Below are 16,466 nucleotides of genomic sequence, written 5' to 3'. Positions count from 1 at the left end.
ATCCTAGGCCGCGCTGCAATGCGCCAATTACAACAACCCTCGAAAATGTGGAAAGCCGCGGGAGAACCTATTCCTCCCGCAAGATACCCAGTGGTGTCAGGTGGTTATCCCAGCTGATGCCTGCGCTTTGGCTGATAACCTGGGCCACGTCATCGTCGGTTCCGCCAAAGCTGATGGCGCCGTTTCCGTCAGTAATCGCAAAGCTTTCCTCATCCAGCGGAGCCACACCGCAGCCATCGGCAACCTGGTGGAAGCCAATGAACGAACGCTCCGCCACATCCCAGTAGAGGATCTTGCCGCCGCGCGGGCAGGAGGCAGCAATCACGTCGCCCGTCCGGTTCATCTCCACGCTGCCAACGTAGTTCTGCAGGCCCTGCGTGATCTCCAGAGGTATCTCCAGTGCAGTGGCTGCCTTGTCGAGCCCCAGATGCACCATCAGCGGAGGTGTTGCATCCTTGGCGCCCTGAAACTGGCCGCCAACCCAAACGTCCCCATTGCCGTCAAAACTCATGTGGCGCAGGGAAAGCTGATGTAGGTCAGAACCCAACGCCTGCTTGGCAAGCAGATCGCCTGTCGCGGTGTCAATGAAAGCCACGTTCGGCTGCATGCTGTCCAGATTGAGCTTCTCGCGCCCCTTATCAGGGTGGGTCTCAATCCCGCCATTAGCAACAACAAGCTGGGAGCCATCAGGCGACATCAGCAAGTCATGCGGACCGATGCCATAACTCTCAAACTCGCCAATCCGCTTTGGCTGGTCCCCGGAAAGATCATAGACACCAATCACACCGCGCACATTCTCAAAGTCATTCTCGGGCGCATAAGCAAGGCGACCGTCAGGCGAGAACACGCCGTGACCGTAAAAGTGCCGGCCCTCGGGAGATGTGAACACGAGAGGCTCCCGCGCACCTGTCAGATCCGCAAGCACCGCAAAGTTCTCGGGACGACGCGCAAAGGAGAGCAGGCGCATGCTGTTGCGGTCAAAGGAAATGGCATGACCACGATCCGGCAGCGCTGTCTGATAGAGGATTTCACCGTCTTCACTGAACACGGCCAGCGCGTAACTGCCGGTTGGTGTGCGCAGAGCGCTGGCAAACAGCTGCAGGTCTTCTGCTTCCGTAAATGGCAGACCACTGGCAAAGGCCAGAGAGCTGCTGGCGCTGAGTGCAACGCCAGAGGCCGCGAGACCGGTCAGAAACTGCCGTCGGCTCAGAGCAAGGGGGTTAGTCGCCATCAAGCGCATTGAAGCCTCCGGCAAGGCCAAGGTAGCCAGCAAGATCTTCTGCCATCACCACTTTGATGCCATCGATGATGGTGATCAGGTAGCGCAGCTGCTCACGAACTTCTGGCTCTTTGCCTGTGTCCTGAAGCGGCTTTGGTAAGTTGGCAAGCACGCGCTGCGCATTGGAGAATTCAAAATTGAGAGAGCTGTCCACCCAGTCCTGCTCATCTTCCAGAACCTTAGCATAACCGCCCGCGTTCAGGGCGCCCTGCAGACCAGCAAGGCTCGCTGAAAGATAGGTCACCGCATTGCCACTGCGAGCAAAAGGAGCCTTCTTCGGGTTGGCCTTCTTCTCGGTCTTGCCAAGCACAACAAGCAGGTACTGGTCTTTGTCGACGATCAGGCCTGTGGTGATAGAGTTGAACACCATCTCCGCAGCTTCTTTGTAAGTGTGCACCACGCCGCCGTCTTTGCTTGGGTTCAGCAGAACCTCAGAGAACCCATCGGGAGACGCCCATTCCGCTTCCAGCTCCAGTCCGGCGCCCACCAGATTGATGCTGATGCTCTCGGCATAGTCACAAAGAAACTCTGCGTCTTTGCCGGTGCCAAGGGTCAGAGAACCATCGCTGGCGTAGGAGATGCGCTCCAGAGCAGTCAGGCCCTGTAAGGCAACACTTTTCACGGAGAGCGCGGCAGGCTCGCGAACCGTCGGATCCTGCTTGGCGACCACTTTATTGATCTGCCGGCGCACAACACCACGGCTGTCCGGCAAAAAGGCGAGGCGCTGAGCAAGGTTATCCTGCGCCATCGGGCCAAATCTCAGAAAATCGACACCAGCGAGCGTAGCAACGGATTTGCTGAAGGCTTCATTGAAGGCCGCAGAGTTGTCTGCATTGGGTGTGGTGCAAAGATCGCCCGTGCTTTTCTCAAGATCAGTAAGCGCACTGACAAGCTGCTGGGCTGCTGGCCGGATGTACTGTTCAACGCTGGAGCGTGTGAACTGAGCATAGTCCGGAGTATCTGCCGCAAAAGAGGGGGTAGATACCGCGGTAACGGCGGCCAGGGCCAGGCTGAAAGTGACAGCGCGCTTAAACTGCATCAAAGAGACTCCAGGAACCGGATCAGATTGGCTCGATCCTTAGCAGGCATTTCAACCACACGGGTTTTGGCAGCTTCCGCTTCACCACCGTGCCACAGCACTGCTTCCAGCAAGCCGCGTGCACGTCCATCGTGCAGGAAGAACCTGTGATTATTGACAGTTTCAGTCAGTCCAATACCCCAAAGCGGCGGTGTTTTCCATTCATTTCCGCTGGCGGAACCTGTAGGACGACCATCAGACAAGCCTTCGCCCATATCGTGCAACAGCAGGTCTGTATAAGGCCAGATCAGCTGAAACTGATGCTCTGGATTCTCCGCAGTGCGGCTGGTGACATATTTTGGGTGTGTGGCAGCTTGCACAGCCCGCCTCATAAAATACCTTCTTACCAGCAAGCACTTGCGCGTCACTCACATCACGTCGCGCTGGAACCGCAAGGTTCTGGGAGTAGAACGTGACCAGATCCAGAACCGGATCCGGAGCCTCAGAAACACCAAGGTGCTCCTGCTCGCCATGGGCCTGCTCAAAACAAGCTGTCTGCGCTTCGGTGCAGTCGCCGTAGTTGCGCAGGTCATAAGGTGTCGAGATACCAATATCACCGGCAAACGCGCCAGCAGACTGAGACAGTACGGTCGCGTTCAGCGCCTTCCAGCCAAAGCGACCAATCATCTTACTGTCAGGATCAGCAGGGGTCACCCAGCTGACACGACCGGAAATGCCGTCATTGTCTGCGTCATCCGGATCAGCCTGAGAGGTGATGTCGGTCTCTGCAATCGCTTCCAGCAGGCCAAGGCCAATCATCGGCGGTGCAACGCGCGCAGAAATTAACGCGTGCTCAGACATCGGACCGTAAGCAAGGTTCTCGATTGTATAGGTTGGCTTGCGTAGGTAAGCGACTTCGCCTTCGGAGAGGTCTACTTTGATCTCTTCGTAGGTAATCTTCATCTCGCCTTCACCAGGCACACCCGGCACGCCAAAGTTCTGCAACTGGTCGCCATAGGTTGGTTCTGGAAGAAGAGGAACTTCACCGCTCTCAATCAGAGCCCGCTCTTCCGGCGTGGAAGGGGCAACAGAAAGGCGCATGAAGATGGAAACCGGGCGCTCGTCATCAATCGGTGGGCGGCCACGTCCGGCTTTCGGGTGGCAGCTCTCACAAGCGCGCGCGTTAAACAACGGGCCAAGGCCATCAGAGGCACGGGTGGAACTTGGGGTAGAGACCCAAAGCTTCTGGAAGAGGCTTTCTCCCAGACGGAAGTCCTGATGCTTCTCAAAAGGCAGATTGGCACTTGGGAAGGTAAAGACAGCACGATTGAGCGGCTTCTGGGTCGTCGACTTCCCGGCCTGCATCAATTCAAAATTTTCAGCTTTGGTGAAATCTGTCGGCGCTTTCAGAACCCGGCTGACCTTCGCTTTGTCTTCAGCGCTCAGGTCGGTTCGCTGGTCCAGATCAACAGCAGAAGCGGAGGGAATAAGTATGCTGGTAAAAGCGGCGGCGGTAGTGGCTATCACTCCGGCACGGCGGCGAAGTGTGGCTGGAACCATTCCTGGCATAACGGGTGCCTGTATTACATAGGCCTTCGCAAAAACGCTAATTCACGCAAACCAACGCACATTTCAACGCAAAAGAAGGCTCAAAGGGAATAAGTCCCGCATGAGATGCCTCATGCGGGACCGGATTTCTTATTCGAATACTGCAGAAGGATTGTCGAGGCTGTCGGAGCCTTCGAATGCAATCTGTTCCAGCTTCAGAACCTTAACTGCGCGTTCGATGGAAGAGGTCTGGTCAACCAGGCTGTCGACTGCTGCCTGAACAACAGCGTTACCTTCGGTGTTACCTTCACCGATCATCTGGTCATAAGCTTCAGTGGTTTCTGCGCGGGTTTTCAGAGCAGTGAATGCACCCAGAGATGCGTTCAGCTTGCCTTCCAGCTCAGCGGAAACAGCGGAATCTGCCTTTGCCAGCAGGTCCTTAAGGGAAGCGCCTTCAACAACAGTGCCATCAACGCGGGTGTACTTGCCCTGGAATACGTTGTTGATGCCAACCACGTCGTTGTAATGAGACATGTGGGTGTTGTCAGAGAAGCAATCATGCTCTTCTTCAGGGTCGTTCAGCATCAGGCCGAGCTTCATGCGCTCACCAGCCAGTTCGCCGTAAGACAGGGAACCCATGCCGGTCAGGATGGTTGCGATGCCTGCAGCTTCGCCTTTGTCAGCCAGATCTTTACGTGCTGCGCCGTCGGCCTGCCATGCTGCCACCATCTCTTCCAGATCGGTGATAAGTAGCGTGGTTGCTGCCTGAAGATACTGTACGCGGCGCTCACAGTTGCCGCCAGTGCAGTTTGCAGTGTCGAAGTCAGAAGCAGGACGGTTGCCAGCACCTTTCCCCGTTCCGTTCAAATCTTGTCCCCACAGCAGGAACTCAATTGCGTGGTAACCGGTCGCAACATTTGCTTCCACTTCACCAGCTTCCTGAAGCTGATCAGCAAGCAGAGCAGGAGTGATTTCGGTTGCGTCGATTTCTTCGCCAGCAACAGTCACTTTCGCGTTCGCGATGATGTTTGCAGCGTAGTATGGGTTCTCTTCGGACTCATTGCCGTAAGCGCCATCAACGTAGTCGATCAGACCTTCGTCCAGCGGCCATGCGTTGACCTTGCCTTCCCAGTCATCAACGATCGCGTTACCAAAACGGTAAACTTCGGTCTGCTGGTATGGGTTACGAGCTGCAATCCATGCGCGGCGTGCTGCCTTCAGATTGTCTTCGGTTGGCTCTGCGACAAGCTTGTCGATAGCGACCTGCAGAGTTTTTGCAGTTGTCAGAGAGTCTTCGAACGCTGCCTGGGCGATGTCGCCGTAGGTTGCAAGAACGTCAGAAGGAGTTGCAGCGACAGCAACGGTGGAAAGGCTGCCGAGTGCTACAGTGCCGAGCAAAGCGCCACGGATAAAGCTCATTGTAATCCCCTTAAATGTGCAGTGAACTCGCCTCACGCTAAGCATGGAAAATCCAGGCTGCACGAATTCAGTTAGCAAACGTATTCACGCTCTAAAGCGCGAGAAACTGCGGCTATTTCATATTCCTGACTTTTGTTGTCAAGTTTAAAAACAAGCACTTTCAGTAGTTTAGACTTTTTCTAAATATGAGTTTTAGTTGCAACTTATTGTCATTAAAAGCTTTTCCGCACTTTTGCAGTTGCAAATCATTCGCATAAATAAATGGGATAATATCGGGAAAATACGCGAATCCCCTGCTCAGTTGTTACCGTTTGTTTGGCATATCTTGACTTCGCTTCAGCCATACGCTCTTACGGAACCTTCTTCAGGTACATTTCAGGAAATTGGCATTAATCAGTCAGTCTGTCTGCACCAACAACGATAAGAACAGGCTATGGCGGCGCGATTACACACGCTTGCACAATTGATACTCCATGGTTGGAAAGCAAACGCGTTCCGTTTGCTACTGGTCCACTACGCCTTCGTTTTCATCGGCGCGGTTGCAATCACACCCATCGTCGCTGGTCTCGGTAACTTCGTTATCGGCCTGTCAGGTAACGCGGTTCTGGCTGACTTTGAAATCGCTTCCTTCTTCCTGTCCCCCATAGGTCTGTTCGGCGCCTTCGTCTTTGTTGTGGTCTTCATTGCTATGGCCCTGCTGGAGCAGGTGGCCATGCTGGCAGTGTTAGATAGGCAGGAAAGCGCGTTCCCAGCTGCACGTTATGCTCTGTTCTCAACACTCAGCATGTTCCCGCGTCTCGGCATGTTTACATGGCGGCTGACACAACGATTGGTGATGGCCATGGTTCCCGGACTGGCCATTATCGCCTTGAGCGTGCTGATCTTTCTGCAAGAGCACGACATCAACTATTACCTCCAGTTTCAACCCGTTGAGTTCTGGATGGCTGCCTTCTTCATAGGAATTGGCGTAGCACTGGTTATAGTTATGCCACTCTATGCAATCCTCGTCTGGGGCTTGTCTTTGCCTCTGGTGGTGTTGAGAGATCATCCTGTCGGCTCTGCTTTTGCACGAGCTCGCTTCCTTTCACGTGGCCTTCGCCCGGTCTTTGCAGGTGCAGTTTCTCTTTGGTTGCTGCTGGATATCTTAATCCATGCCTTCTTCCTGATTTCGCTGGAACTAATCGGTTCCTACGCCATTTCTTTTGGCGAGAGCTCCCCTGAGACATTAGCGGCAATCTTGGGCAGCCTCGTCGTGCTCCTGTTCGTCGGAAATACGCTGATCAGCGGCGTGATGTCTGGCACTATGGCGTTGCTTTTCAAGGCAGCTTTGTTTGTGGCTGATGGAAAAGGACACACGTTCTCTGAGGTTCCGCACACACCAAAGCTAGAGAGCAAATGGGCTAACCCACTGACGCCTCTGCGCCTTGCTGCCCTGATTGGTGTTGTCGGAACCATTGTGGTGTTGACGGGAACCTACTGGGTCTCCGCTGACCTGCCGCAGAAGGATGTCCTGATCATCGCCCATCGTGGCGCTTCCTCTCACGCGCCGGAAAACACCATTGCGGCCATTGAGCGAGCGCTGGAAGACAAAGCTGACTGGATTGAGGTTGATGTTCAGGAAACTGCAGACGGCTCCGTGGTCATCGCTCACGACAGCGACTTCATGCGCCTGATCAGCAACCCAGCCAGCCCCTGGGATCTAACACTGGAGGAAATCCAGTCACTCGATGTGGGCGGATGGTTCGATATGGAGTTCCAGGGCGAGCGCGTTCCAACGCTCCGTGAGGCTCTTGAGCTCGTGAAGGGAAAGGCAACTCTCCTCATTGAACTCAAATATTATCCCCGCAGCCGCAACGAAAACCTCGAAAACGAGGTCGCGCGCATCGTCACAGAAGCAAACATGGAAAACGACATAGCAATCATGTCGTTAGACCGCCCAGCCCTCACCAGAATGCGAAAAATTGAGCCAAACTGGAACATCGGCCTTCTTACCGCCACATCTATCGGCAATTTCTCCGAACTCAAAGGAAACTTCGTAGCCGTCTCCTCCGCTTCCGCCTCTTTGAACTTCATAAGAAGAACACAAGAGACCGATAAGCAGGTTTTTGTTTGGACGGTTAACAATCCGTCTACCATGTTACGCTACATCTCCATGGGCGTAGATGGAATTATCACGGATGATCCTGCACTAGCGCGTAAGACATTGGAAGAATATAAAGAAATGAACCAGTTCGAGCGGTTATTACTTCATACTTCTGTCTTGTATAACCTGAGCTTGAACTAACGTTTCGACCGTAAGAATCTAGTATATGCCGTATTTTCTAGTAGTGCTTTTGGGCGCGTTGCTCACTGCCCTGTCCATGACCAATTCTGCGACGTCTAAGCCCCCAGTCTTGCTGCTGGGAGACCGCGATACAGTCAACGCGATTGTTGCTGAGGTTAATCTTCCGGATGACCGCCGTGGCCTTGTGCACGTCATTTTGGAAGATGCTCGCGTCAAAGCGGAGCGCCTGGATGGCGCAATTCTGCCGGTTTCCGCAAGTGCAGAACCTCTGGTCGAGCTTCCGGCTGAGCAGTTTACTCTCGAACAACTGGATGCAGAAACGCGCGATGAGCTTGTGGAAGTTCTGGATGAAGACCAGATGAACGAGCTACACCGCGCGATCGGCGTGGTTCTGGCGAGTAATCAGACCGTTACCGTAGAATAATCTTCAATAACAATCTATCCTATTGAAGTAATAGGACTATTCATCGTCATCTTCGTTATCGTCGGGAATAGCAAGATCAACCGCTCCTCCTACGACACTTGTCCCAACCTTCGCAGTTGTTGTGACTGCTGTCGATGCAACAGACACGGCAGCGCCACCTACTGAAACCACGGCGCATCCGGATATTCCGAGAAATACTGCAAGAATACTGGCTGTAATCGCGACAAGTCTCATCTATTCCCCTCAAAAAACTGTCGTGAACCTCCTCAAAGGTCACCTATTTCAATCAAATTTGAAGGGTAGGAATTACTAATTCCCTACTTAATCCCCGCACGCATAAAGCTCTGCACAAATTGTCTTTGAAACAGCAGGAAAGCGATGAGTAGCGGGCCAGACGTCATCAGCGTTGCTGCATTGATCACGCTCCATTCCACACCACCATCCACTGCTGCAAATATTGAGAGCCCAACAGTCACTGGCCGCGTCTCAACGGAGTTCGTGATGATCAGCGGCCATAGGAAATTGTTCCAGTGGTGGCTGACAGAAACAAGCCCGTAAGCAAGGTAGGTCGGGATTGCCAGCGGCACATATACCTTCCAAAGAACCAGTAGTGGACCAGCGCCCTCAACCCGTGCCGCTTCGTCCAACTCGCGAGGAATGGTCTTAAACGTCTGCCGCAGAAGGAAAATTCCAAAGCCGGATGCCATATACGGCAGGCCGATCGCTACAATAGTGTCTATCAGGCCAAGGTTTCGGATCATCTTGTAGTTCTCGACGATCAGAATGTCTGGCATCACCAGCAGCTGTAAAAGCACAAGTGTGAACAGGATGTTGGATCCTGGAAACTCAAAGCGAGCAAAGGCATAGGCTGCCAAAGTACAGAGTACAAACTGAGCAACCAGAATGAGCGTCACCAGCATCGTCGTGTTCAGGAAGTACTGAGCAAACGGTGCTGCTGACCACGCCTTGGTGAAGTTCTCTAGAGTAAGCGGAGCAAACAGCTCAAAGTTGGCCTCATAAGCCGCTGGGTGAAACGCCGTCCATATCGCGTAAAGCAAAGGCAAGGCCCACAGGATCGCGAGCGTCCAGGCGCCGAACGTGTTGAGCGCACGGTCAAAATCGAACTGGCGCGGAGGAGCAGCTTCAACTGTTTTGGAAAGAGATAAGTCACTCATCTGTAATGCACCCGACGATCCATGAAGAAGAATTGGCCGATCGCGATGATCGAGAGAAGAGCCAGCATCACGACGGTCAGCGTGGCGGCGTAAGAGGTTTGCCAGTATTTGAAGGCCACCTCGTAGATGTAAAAGAGCAGCAAAGACGAGGCGTTATCTGGCCCGCCGCCCGTCATGGTGAAGATGTGATCCACCAATCTGAAGGAGTTAATAACAGCGTTGATAGATACGAACAAAGTTGTTGGCATAAGCAGTGGCCATGTGATCTTCCAGAAGAACGTCCAGCGACTTGCCCCTTCAATATCAGCGGCCTCTTTATAGGAAGGCGGAATGGCTTGCAGCGCTGCGAGATAGAAGATCATGAAGAACCCGGCTTCCTTCCAGATGGTCACCACCATCATGCAGATCAGCACGGTTTCCTGCTGGCCCAGCCACGAGTTTTCCGGAAGCCCAAAGACGCCCATTCGGATCTGATCGATCAGGCCAAAGCCCGGCGTGTAGAAGAACAGCCAGATGTTCGCCACTGCAATCAACGGCAACACCGTTGGTGCAAAGAATGACATGCGCACAAGGCTGCGCCCCTTAAGCTTGTCATTCACCCAGATAGCCATAAGCAGAGAGATACCAATGGATGCGGGAATGGTTGCCATCGCATACCAAAGGTTATTGACCAGTACTTTCCAGAAGATTGGGTCCGCCATCAGCTCTTCATAGTTCCGCAATCCGACGAACTTGGCTGGCCTGCGCCCACGTGGAGTGGAGAAGAAGCTATTGATGATGGTGGTGATGGCCGGGAAGTGGGTAAACGCGAACAACATAACCATTGCTGGAGTGAGCAACAGCCACGCGTAAATCCACTGCATACGTCTGGTCATCTGGCAACCTCTTGGAAAATGCTGGAGCGAGGCACAAAACAGCTGCGCCTCGCTGGTTCACGTGAAATCGAAAGAGCTTAGCGATATTCAGAAAGAATACGGTCCGCTTCAGCCTGTGCACCCTTCAGAGCTTCTTCCGGTGTTTTCTTGCCGGTGATTGCAGCATGCAGAGCGTCGTTGAACACGCGGGTTACGCGCTGGTTCTGGTAGGTGGAAAGCTCAGCAACCGCATGCTTCAGTTGCTCACGAGCAACCAGTGCCGGTGGGAAGTCAGCAGCATAAGCCTTCATCTCATCGGTTTCCCAGGCAGCTGGAGATGGAGCAACATAACCAGTTGCCATAGACCACTTCGCAGCTTGCTTTGGAGCGGTGATCCACTTCACGAAGTCTACAGAGGCTTTTTTCTGCTCATCGCTGGAGTCTTTGAAGATGTAGAAGTTACCGCCACCGGTAGGTGCTCCACGACGCTTGTTTGCTGGCAGCATAGCAACGCCGAAGTCGAACGGAGCGTTGTTACGCACGTTGGTCAGGTTGCCAGTGGAGGTCCACATCATCGCGGTGTTGCCTTCGAAGAAGGCCTTCGGAGTTGCGCCCCATTCAATGATACCCGGAGCCATTACACCATGTTTGGCGGAGAGATCGACAAGGTACTGAAGTGCTTCAACTACCTTCGGATCGTCAAAGTTGGTCTTGTTGCCGTCAGAGTTCGCCAAAATAACGTCGTTCTCGGTGGTTAGCCCCTGGAACAACCAGTATGGGAAGCCTGAAGACGGAATACGCACGCCCCACTGGGCCACGTTGCCAGATGCATCTTTCTTGACGAGCTTCTGGCCCATGGAAACCATTTCTTCCCATGTTGCAGGTGCTTTTTCTGGATCCAGACCAGCAGCCTTGAATGCTTCCTTGTTCCAATACAGAACTGGCGTGGAGCGCTGGAAAGGAATACCGTAGGTTTTACCACCAGTCTGAGAATTCTCCATGAAGGCAGGATAGAAGCTGTTCAGCCACTTCTTGTCTTCTTCGGTGTTGGCGATCTCGTCAAATGCAATGATGACGTCTTCATCGATCAGGGTGAACATGTCGACTGACAGGATTACAGAGAGCTGCGGAGGGTTGCCGCCACGTGCAGCAGTCAGCGCTTTGGAAACCGTGTCCTGATAGGAGCCGGCATAAACCGCATCAATGTTCACATCAGGATTTGCTGCTGCGTACTCTGCAGTCAGCTCTTCAATGGTTTGAGCGGCTTTACCGCCAACAGCTACAGGGAAATAAAATTGCAGATCAACCGCATGAGCGCTGATCGCAGTACCAAGGGATAGAGCAGCGGCAGAAGCTGCCAGACCTAAAGACTTGAAAATGGATTTCATAGGTTTATATCCTCAAATTGCCCTAGTTTTTGGGGCACTCCAATGCGCTGATGCGCGTTTTTCAAGCCGGCTCGAATTGCACCTCGACCGGCTTGAATTCTTCCCGGCGCTTGCCGGTATCTCTCTGAAAACTTGCAGGAATTTCTTCATCCCAGGCCAATTCCAATATTCTGGCCCGGTTTTAACTCAGTGCTGCCCTTCACGCGCACAAGCAGCTTTTCACCGCCGACTGAGCAATTCGCCAGCGTATCCGCTCCCATGTATTCAAGGCTCTCAACCTGAGCCGGAATACCGTTTTCACCAGTTAATCTGATGTCCTCTGGGCGCAGACCCAGCAGGCAACCTTCTGGCGCTTCAGGCAACAAGGACTGGGCAGTCTCTGGCGTCACCGTACGAACCTTATCCAGCTCAACGATGTTCATGGGCGGTGTTCCGATAAAGCGTGCTGTGAACACGCTGGCTGGCCGCTCATAAATCACCTTCGGTGTTGCGACCTGCTCAACTTCACCCTTGTTCATCAGCACCACCTGATCTGCCATGGTGATGGCCTCGGTCTGGTCATGGGTTACGTAAACCATTGTCAGGCCAAGTTGCTGCTGCAGGGCACGCAGCTCAACACGCATCTCCTGACGAAGCTTGGCGTCAAGGTTAGACAGCGGCTCATCCATTAGGCAAACAGGCTTTTGTGAAACGATGGCTCGCCCAAGAGCCACACGCTGCTGCTGTCCACCGGACAATTGCGATGGTTTCCGGTCCAGCAATTGAGAGATACCGAGAAGATCAGCTGCATTCTTAAGCCGTTCATCCCGCTCCGCTCTGCCAACCTTGCGCACCCTCAGGCCAAACAGAATGTTCTCAGCAACAGAGATGTGCGGAAAAAGTGCGTAGTTCTGGAACACCATGGAAATGTCGCGCTGGGCGGGAGAGTGATAAGTCACATCTCTCCCGCCAATAATGATTTGCCCGGAAGTCGCCTCTTCCAACCCGGCAATCAAGCGCAATGTCGTGGACTTGCCGCATCCACTGGGCCCCAAAAGAACTGTAAAGCTTCCACCTTCCACCGACAGGTTCACGTTGTTGACTGCCGTTGTATCGCCCCATGACTTGGTCAGGTTCGTGAGTTCAAGGCGAGCTGGATGGTGCAGGCTGCTCATAGAGGTGGCTCCTGTTTGCAGATAACGAGTTCTGCAGATGACTTCTCAATTATTGAAAGGATTGAAGCAGGCGGTGTCTCTTCGCAGAAGATCCGGGTGACATCACTCAGGAAACCCGCACGCACATGCGCGAGGCGACCAAACTTAGAATGGTCTAAGACAAGGAATGACTGGCGACAGTTTGCTAAAATAGCCTGACGCGCTGCAGCTTCATCCTCGTTGAAGTCTAGAAGCGTCCCGTCACTATCTACGCCGGCAACACCAAAGATGCCGATGTCGAACTTGTAGCTCCTGAAAAAGCCTTCGGCACTGGAACCAAGAACGTCCAGATCTCCATGCCGCAACCGCCCGCCAGCTATTGTCACCTCACTGGAAGTGTTCCGAAGAGCTGCAATGGCAACATTCATGTTGTTGGTGAAGACCTTCAGCCCCTCATGGGTCTCCAGAGCTTCAGCAACAATCTCTGGGGTTGTGCCGATGGAGAATGCGAGCGTTGCTCCATCTCCAATGTACTCGGCAACGGAATGCGCAATGGCATTCTTGGCTTCCAGATTGAGGATCTTCCTGGCTTTGTAGGTGATGTTGCCCCGATTGGCAGGAACTTCCACACCACCATGCACACGCCTCAAAAGCCCCAGTTCACTCAGCCGGTTGATGTCCCGACGGATCGTCTGGGTGGTGACGGCAAACTGGTCGGACAACGAGTCTACGCTCGCGAAACCGTTGGATCGCACGAGAGAAATGATCTCTGATTGTCTGATAGTGAGCGTTGTTTCCATCACAAAGTCTGCTTCAATCCGCAAATATGCTGTTCATATGAACATCTACTATGTTCATATGAAACTTATGTGATATCTCAGACTAATAAAAGTGAAGCTTATTTGGGCTGGTTTTCTAGGTACTTATACCGACTCACTTAAACAAAAAGCGCGCTCTGATGGCAGAACGCGCTCCAAAACACTAAATTTTTGGTTGGATCAGGTCAGCTGAGTGAAGAACTTCAAGCGAGCCTTATGTGCCTCCGCAATGTGGTGGCGGGCAGCTTTGTCAGCACGGTCACAGTCACGCTTGGAAATTGCATCCACGATCTCAGCATGCTCTTCAATCGCCAACCGGCGACGATCATCATCCGTCAGGGTTGTGCCTGCAAGCAGCAGCAGCGACAGACGCATATGATCGATCTGCTCAACCAGATAGCGGTTGTGTGAGGCAAGATAGAAACGCCGGTGGAACTCCCGGTTGGTCTTGATCAGACGCTCTGCATCCGCAAGGTTCTGCATGTCAGACTCAACCATCTCCTGCAGAATCTCGATCTCAGCCGTTGAAGCATGCTGCGCAGCCAGGCGGCCCGCGGTGCCTTCCAACACTTCACGCAAATAGTAAAGCTCGCTGATCTGGTTATGGTCCAGGCTAGGAATAACCATGCCGCGGTTTGGCTCGTGAACAGCAAGCCCCTGCGCCTCAAGGCGCTTCAGGCCCTCGCGGATAGGGGTACGGCTTACGCCAAATTTCTCTGCCAGTTCAGCTTCCCGCAGGCGACTGCCGGGTTTCAGTTCACGGCTCTCAATCGCTTTAATGAGACGGCGGTAAATCTCAGCTCCGTTGGGTGAATTGGCAGTCACGTCTAGTTCCCGGGATTAGTAAAGGCTCGGTTTGTAGCAACTACATGCCAGCCTTTTAAAGGACGGGCAGGGCCACACATGCGGTCCTGCCAGTTTCTGCGATAAATTTCAATCAGGCATAGCACAGCCTAGTTAATAACTAGCATGCCTAAGTTGTTTAGGGCTTACGCACCACCTGCAGGCCATGGGCCATGGAAGCCGGAGCCTTCTTTGTCGGTACGCTCAAAACCATGCTGACCAAAGAAGTCGCGCTGACCCTGAATAACATAAGCAGCAGTGCGCTTCTGGCGGATCATATCGAAGGAAGCAAGTGCTGCTGAAAGAGCAGGTGTTGGGACACCGTTTGTGACGCACAGGCTCAGAACATCACGCAGACCTGGAACTGCATCTTTCATGCGTTCGATAATTGCAGGGGCCAGATACAGAGACTTCAGTTCAGGATTCTCATCGTATGCTTGTGCAATTTCATCCAGGAACCGAGAACGGATAATGCAGCCCTGACGCCAGATGCGAGCGATATCGCCCATCGGCAGATCCCAGCCGTTTTCCTTGCCGCCTGCAGCCAGTACAGCAAAGCCTTCTGCGTAAGCAGAAATCTTACCAGCAATCAGAGCACGCTCACATGCAGCAATGCCTTCCTGCTTTTCTTCCCAAGTCAGAATTGCATCCGACTGCGGGTAGATATCAGCAATTTCTTGGCGTAGTTCGCGTGCAGAAGAAAGGCAACGAGCAGCAACAGCCGCATCAATACCGGTTGCAGGAACACCCAACATGTGCGCTTCAACAGCAGACCAGCGACCAGTACCTTTCTGACCAGCTGTATCAAGAATAACGTCAAGAATTGGCTTGCCGCTCTCTTCGTCAACCACACCCATCACGTTTGCAGTAATTTCGATGAGGTAAGATGCCAGAGGGCCTTCGTTCCACTTGGAGAAGATCTCTGCCTGTTCCTGAATGCTCAGGCCTAGGGTAGAGGTCATCACTTCATGCACTTCAGCGATCATCTGCATGTCGGCATACTCGATGCCGTTGTGCAGGGTCTTTACGAAGTGACCGGCACCTTCAGGGCCCATCAGAGCAACGCAAGGCTCATCATTGTGCTTTGCTGAGATTGCTTTGAGGATCGGCTCAATGCGCGCATATGCGGTTTCAGAAGCACCAACCATGATGGAAGGACCAAAGCGAGCGCCTTCTGCACCACCAGAAACGCCCATGCCAACAAAGGTGAATGGCGTATCAGCCAGTTCTTTGTAGCGGCGGTTGCTATCGTGGAAGTCGCTGTTACCTGCGTCGATCAGGATGTCACCGTCTTTCAGGTGATCTTTCAGAACAGAAATCTGCTGATCAACAGGTGCACCTGCCGGTACCATCAGAATGATAGGACGAGGGGCTTTGATGTTCGCTACCAGCTCTTCAGTGCTGTAGCATGGAATGAACATATCCTTGAGGTGACCAGCCTTTTCCATGAAAGCTTGGGTTCCCTCTGCAGTACGGTTGAATACCGCTACCTTATAGCCATTGTCTGCGATATTGAGAGCCAGATTAGCTCCCATGACGCCCAGCCCTACAAGGCCGATGTCCGCCTGTGTCATCAATACTCTCCGCGCTGCAAGTAGTGCACAAACACGCGCAAAAACCTAATCCAATAGCTAACTTGGCGATTGTATGCGCTTGTGCATCAGAAACTAGGTCTGTGGCATAGGTGAAAAACAGGAATTTGCCAAGGTAGGAATAAGAAAATTCCGCAAAAGCCTAATAAAACTGCCGAAATTATGCTTTTGCGGGACCTTCGTTATTTCAGGTGCTTGGAAAGCACTTCTTTTGCAGCTGTTTCCAGCGCAACTGCGGAGGCCTGCAACTGGCTGCGCTCCACTTCATCCAGACTTGGGAAGAGCGTCGCCTCAATGCCATCAGCTCCCAACACGCGTGGTACAGAAAGAGCCGTATCCTTTACACCAACAATCTCTTCATTAACGATGGAAAGACTGATGACAGCATGCTCGTTGGTTAGGATCGCCTTCACAATGCGGGAGAGGCCGGAGCCAATACCGTAGTTGGTCGCGCCTTTGCCTTCGATGATGGAGTAAGCCGCGTAACGAACGCCATGATCAATGCGCTCACGAACTTCCTGCGTGATTGGCTTGTTGATCTGCTCCGCAAACGTAAACAGCGGCGTGTTACCAGCCTTCGCGCCAGACCACACCAGCACTTCACTGTCGCCATGCTCACCAAGCACATCCGCATGCACGGATGTTGCGTAATGCCCAGATGCTTACCCAGCAGCGTACGGAAGCGTGCTGT

Annotated in this window: 13 protein-coding genes and 1 pseudogene; 2 read left to right on the top strand and 12 right to left on the bottom strand. The window is 53.1% G+C overall.

Annotated features, from left to right (window positions below):
* Positions 1-67: 67 nt before the first annotated feature.
* The 4 genes and pseudogenes from JCM12308_RS16790 to JCM12308_RS16775 all read right to left on the bottom strand — a co-directional run bounded on the left by JCM12308_RS16790 (position 68) and on the right by JCM12308_RS16775 (position 5,264).
* Entirely contained in the window at positions 68-1,231 is a 1,164-nt protein-coding gene (locus JCM12308_RS16790) for a DUF1513 domain-containing protein (RefSeq protein WP_054784575.1), read from the bottom strand.
* Complete coding sequence (locus JCM12308_RS16785; protein WP_054784516.1) at positions 1,221-2,318, bottom strand: imelysin family protein; 1,098 nt, start codon at positions 2,316-2,318, stop codon at positions 1,221-1,223. The genes JCM12308_RS16790 and JCM12308_RS16785 overlap by 11 nt, the downstream gene beginning before the upstream one ends.
* Positions 2,318-3,866 (bottom strand): annotated as a pseudogene (locus tag JCM12308_RS16780) (di-heme oxidoreductase family protein). Before JCM12308_RS16780 ends, JCM12308_RS16785 begins: the two are co-directional and overlap by 1 nt.
* 129 nt (positions 3,867-3,995) lie before the next feature.
* A complete protein-coding gene (locus tag JCM12308_RS16775) occupies positions 3,996-5,264 on the bottom strand; it encodes an imelysin family protein (protein WP_008548212.1) in 1,269 nt (422 codons plus the stop codon).
* Positions 5,265-5,697: 433 nt separating this feature from the next.
* Here JCM12308_RS16775 and JCM12308_RS16770 point away from each other — a divergent pair, with 433 nt between their 5' ends.
* Positions 5,698-7,548 (top strand): glycerophosphodiester phosphodiesterase, encoded by a 1,851-nt coding sequence (locus JCM12308_RS16770; protein WP_054784515.1) that lies wholly within the window; start codon positions 5,698-5,700, stop codon positions 7,546-7,548.
* A 76-nt stretch (positions 7,549-7,624) separates the two neighbouring features.
* Positions 7,625-7,972, top strand: a complete 348-nt coding sequence (locus tag JCM12308_RS16765) for a hypothetical protein (protein WP_208978659.1) — start codon at positions 7,625-7,627, stop codon at positions 7,970-7,972.
* A gap of 317 nt (positions 7,973-8,289) precedes the next feature.
* Here JCM12308_RS16765 and JCM12308_RS16755 read toward each other — a convergent pair whose 3' ends face one another.
* The 8 genes from JCM12308_RS16755 to JCM12308_RS31625 form a co-directional block, all read right to left on the bottom strand.
* Positions 8,290-9,147, bottom strand: a complete 858-nt coding sequence (locus JCM12308_RS16755) for a carbohydrate ABC transporter permease (RefSeq protein WP_054784512.1) — start codon at positions 9,145-9,147, stop codon at positions 8,290-8,292.
* Positions 9,144-10,022 carry a carbohydrate ABC transporter permease gene (locus JCM12308_RS16750; protein WP_054784511.1) on the bottom strand — a complete coding sequence of 293 codons (879 nt, stop codon included), beginning with the start codon at positions 10,020-10,022 and terminating at the stop codon, positions 9,144-9,146. Before JCM12308_RS16750 ends, JCM12308_RS16755 begins: the two co-directional genes overlap by 4 nt.
* 77 nt (positions 10,023-10,099) lie before the next feature.
* The gene (locus JCM12308_RS16745) at positions 10,100-11,389 is read right to left on the bottom strand and encodes an ABC transporter substrate-binding protein (RefSeq protein ID WP_054784510.1); all 1,290 of its coding nucleotides are present in this window, start codon (positions 11,387-11,389) and stop codon (positions 10,100-10,102) included.
* A 146-nt stretch (positions 11,390-11,535) separates the two neighbouring features.
* The gene (locus JCM12308_RS16740; RefSeq protein WP_208978658.1) at positions 11,536-12,543 is read right to left on the bottom strand and encodes an ABC transporter ATP-binding protein; all 1,008 of its coding nucleotides are present in this window, start codon (positions 12,541-12,543) and stop codon (positions 11,536-11,538) included.
* Positions 12,540-13,322: a DeoR/GlpR family DNA-binding transcription regulator gene (locus JCM12308_RS16735; RefSeq protein ID WP_208608902.1), complete on the bottom strand. Its 783-nt coding sequence runs from the start codon at positions 13,320-13,322 to the stop codon at positions 12,540-12,542. The genes JCM12308_RS16740 and JCM12308_RS16735 overlap by 4 nt, the downstream gene beginning before the upstream one ends.
* A 198-nt stretch (positions 13,323-13,520) precedes the next feature.
* On the bottom strand, positions 13,521-14,165 hold the full coding sequence (locus JCM12308_RS16730) for a GntR family transcriptional regulator (RefSeq protein WP_008548547.1): 645 nt from the start codon (positions 14,163-14,165) through the stop codon (positions 13,521-13,523).
* Between the two features lie 164 nt (positions 14,166-14,329).
* Positions 14,330-15,757 carry an NADP-dependent phosphogluconate dehydrogenase gene (gene gnd / locus JCM12308_RS16725; RefSeq protein ID WP_008548725.1) on the bottom strand — a complete coding sequence of 476 codons (1,428 nt, stop codon included), beginning with the start codon at positions 15,755-15,757 and terminating at the stop codon, positions 14,330-14,332.
* A gap of 200 nt (positions 15,758-15,957) precedes the next feature.
* Positions 15,958-16,374 carry a Rossmann-fold NAD(P)-binding domain-containing protein gene (locus JCM12308_RS31625; protein ID WP_244271930.1) on the bottom strand — a complete coding sequence of 139 codons (417 nt, stop codon included), beginning with the start codon at positions 16,372-16,374 and terminating at the stop codon, positions 15,958-15,960.
* Positions 16,375-16,466: the final 92 nt, after the last annotated feature.

This window comes from Pseudovibrio denitrificans JCM 12308 (assembly GCF_001310815.1).
GTDB lineage: Bacteria > Pseudomonadota > Alphaproteobacteria > Rhizobiales > Stappiaceae > Pseudovibrio > Pseudovibrio denitrificans.
Note: the sequence above shows the minus strand (reverse complement) of the source record. Positions and strands in the feature narration are given on the sequence as shown.

Bases quoted from the DNA above. Each gene is read 5' to 3' on its own strand.
- JCM12308_RS16790 (WP_054784575.1), bottom strand. From the start codon at position 1,231: ATGGCGACTAACCCCCTTGCTCTGAGCCGACGGCAGTTTCTGACCGGT.
- JCM12308_RS16785 (WP_054784516.1), bottom strand. From the start codon at position 2,318: ATGCAGTTTAAGCGCGCTGTCACTTTCAGCCTGGCCCTGGCCGCCGTT.
- JCM12308_RS16775 (WP_008548212.1), bottom strand. From the start codon at position 5,264: ATGAGCTTTATCCGTGGCGCTTTGCTCGGCACTGTAGCACTCGGCAGC.
- JCM12308_RS16770 (WP_054784515.1), top strand. From the start codon at position 5,698: ATGGCGGCGCGATTACACACGCTTGCACAATTGATACTCCATGGTTGG.
- JCM12308_RS16765 (WP_208978659.1), top strand. From the start codon at position 7,625: ATGACCAATTCTGCGACGTCTAAGCCCCCAGTCTTGCTGCTGGGAGAC.
- JCM12308_RS16755 (WP_054784512.1), bottom strand. From the start codon at position 9,147: ATGAGTGACTTATCTCTTTCCAAAACAGTTGAAGCTGCTCCTCCGCGC.
- JCM12308_RS16750 (WP_054784511.1), bottom strand. From the start codon at position 10,022: ATGACCAGACGTATGCAGTGGATTTACGCGTGGCTGTTGCTCACTCCA.
- JCM12308_RS16745 (WP_054784510.1), bottom strand. From the start codon at position 11,389: ATGAAATCCATTTTCAAGTCTTTAGGTCTGGCAGCTTCTGCCGCTGCT.
- JCM12308_RS16740 (WP_208978658.1), bottom strand. From the start codon at position 12,543: ATGAGCAGCCTGCACCATCCAGCTCGCCTTGAACTCACGAACCTGACC.
- JCM12308_RS16735 (WP_208608902.1), bottom strand. From the start codon at position 13,322: ATGGAAACAACGCTCACTATCAGACAATCAGAGATCATTTCTCTCGTG.
- gnd (WP_008548725.1), bottom strand. From the start codon at position 15,757: ATGACACAGGCGGACATCGGCCTTGTAGGGCTGGGCGTCATGGGAGCT.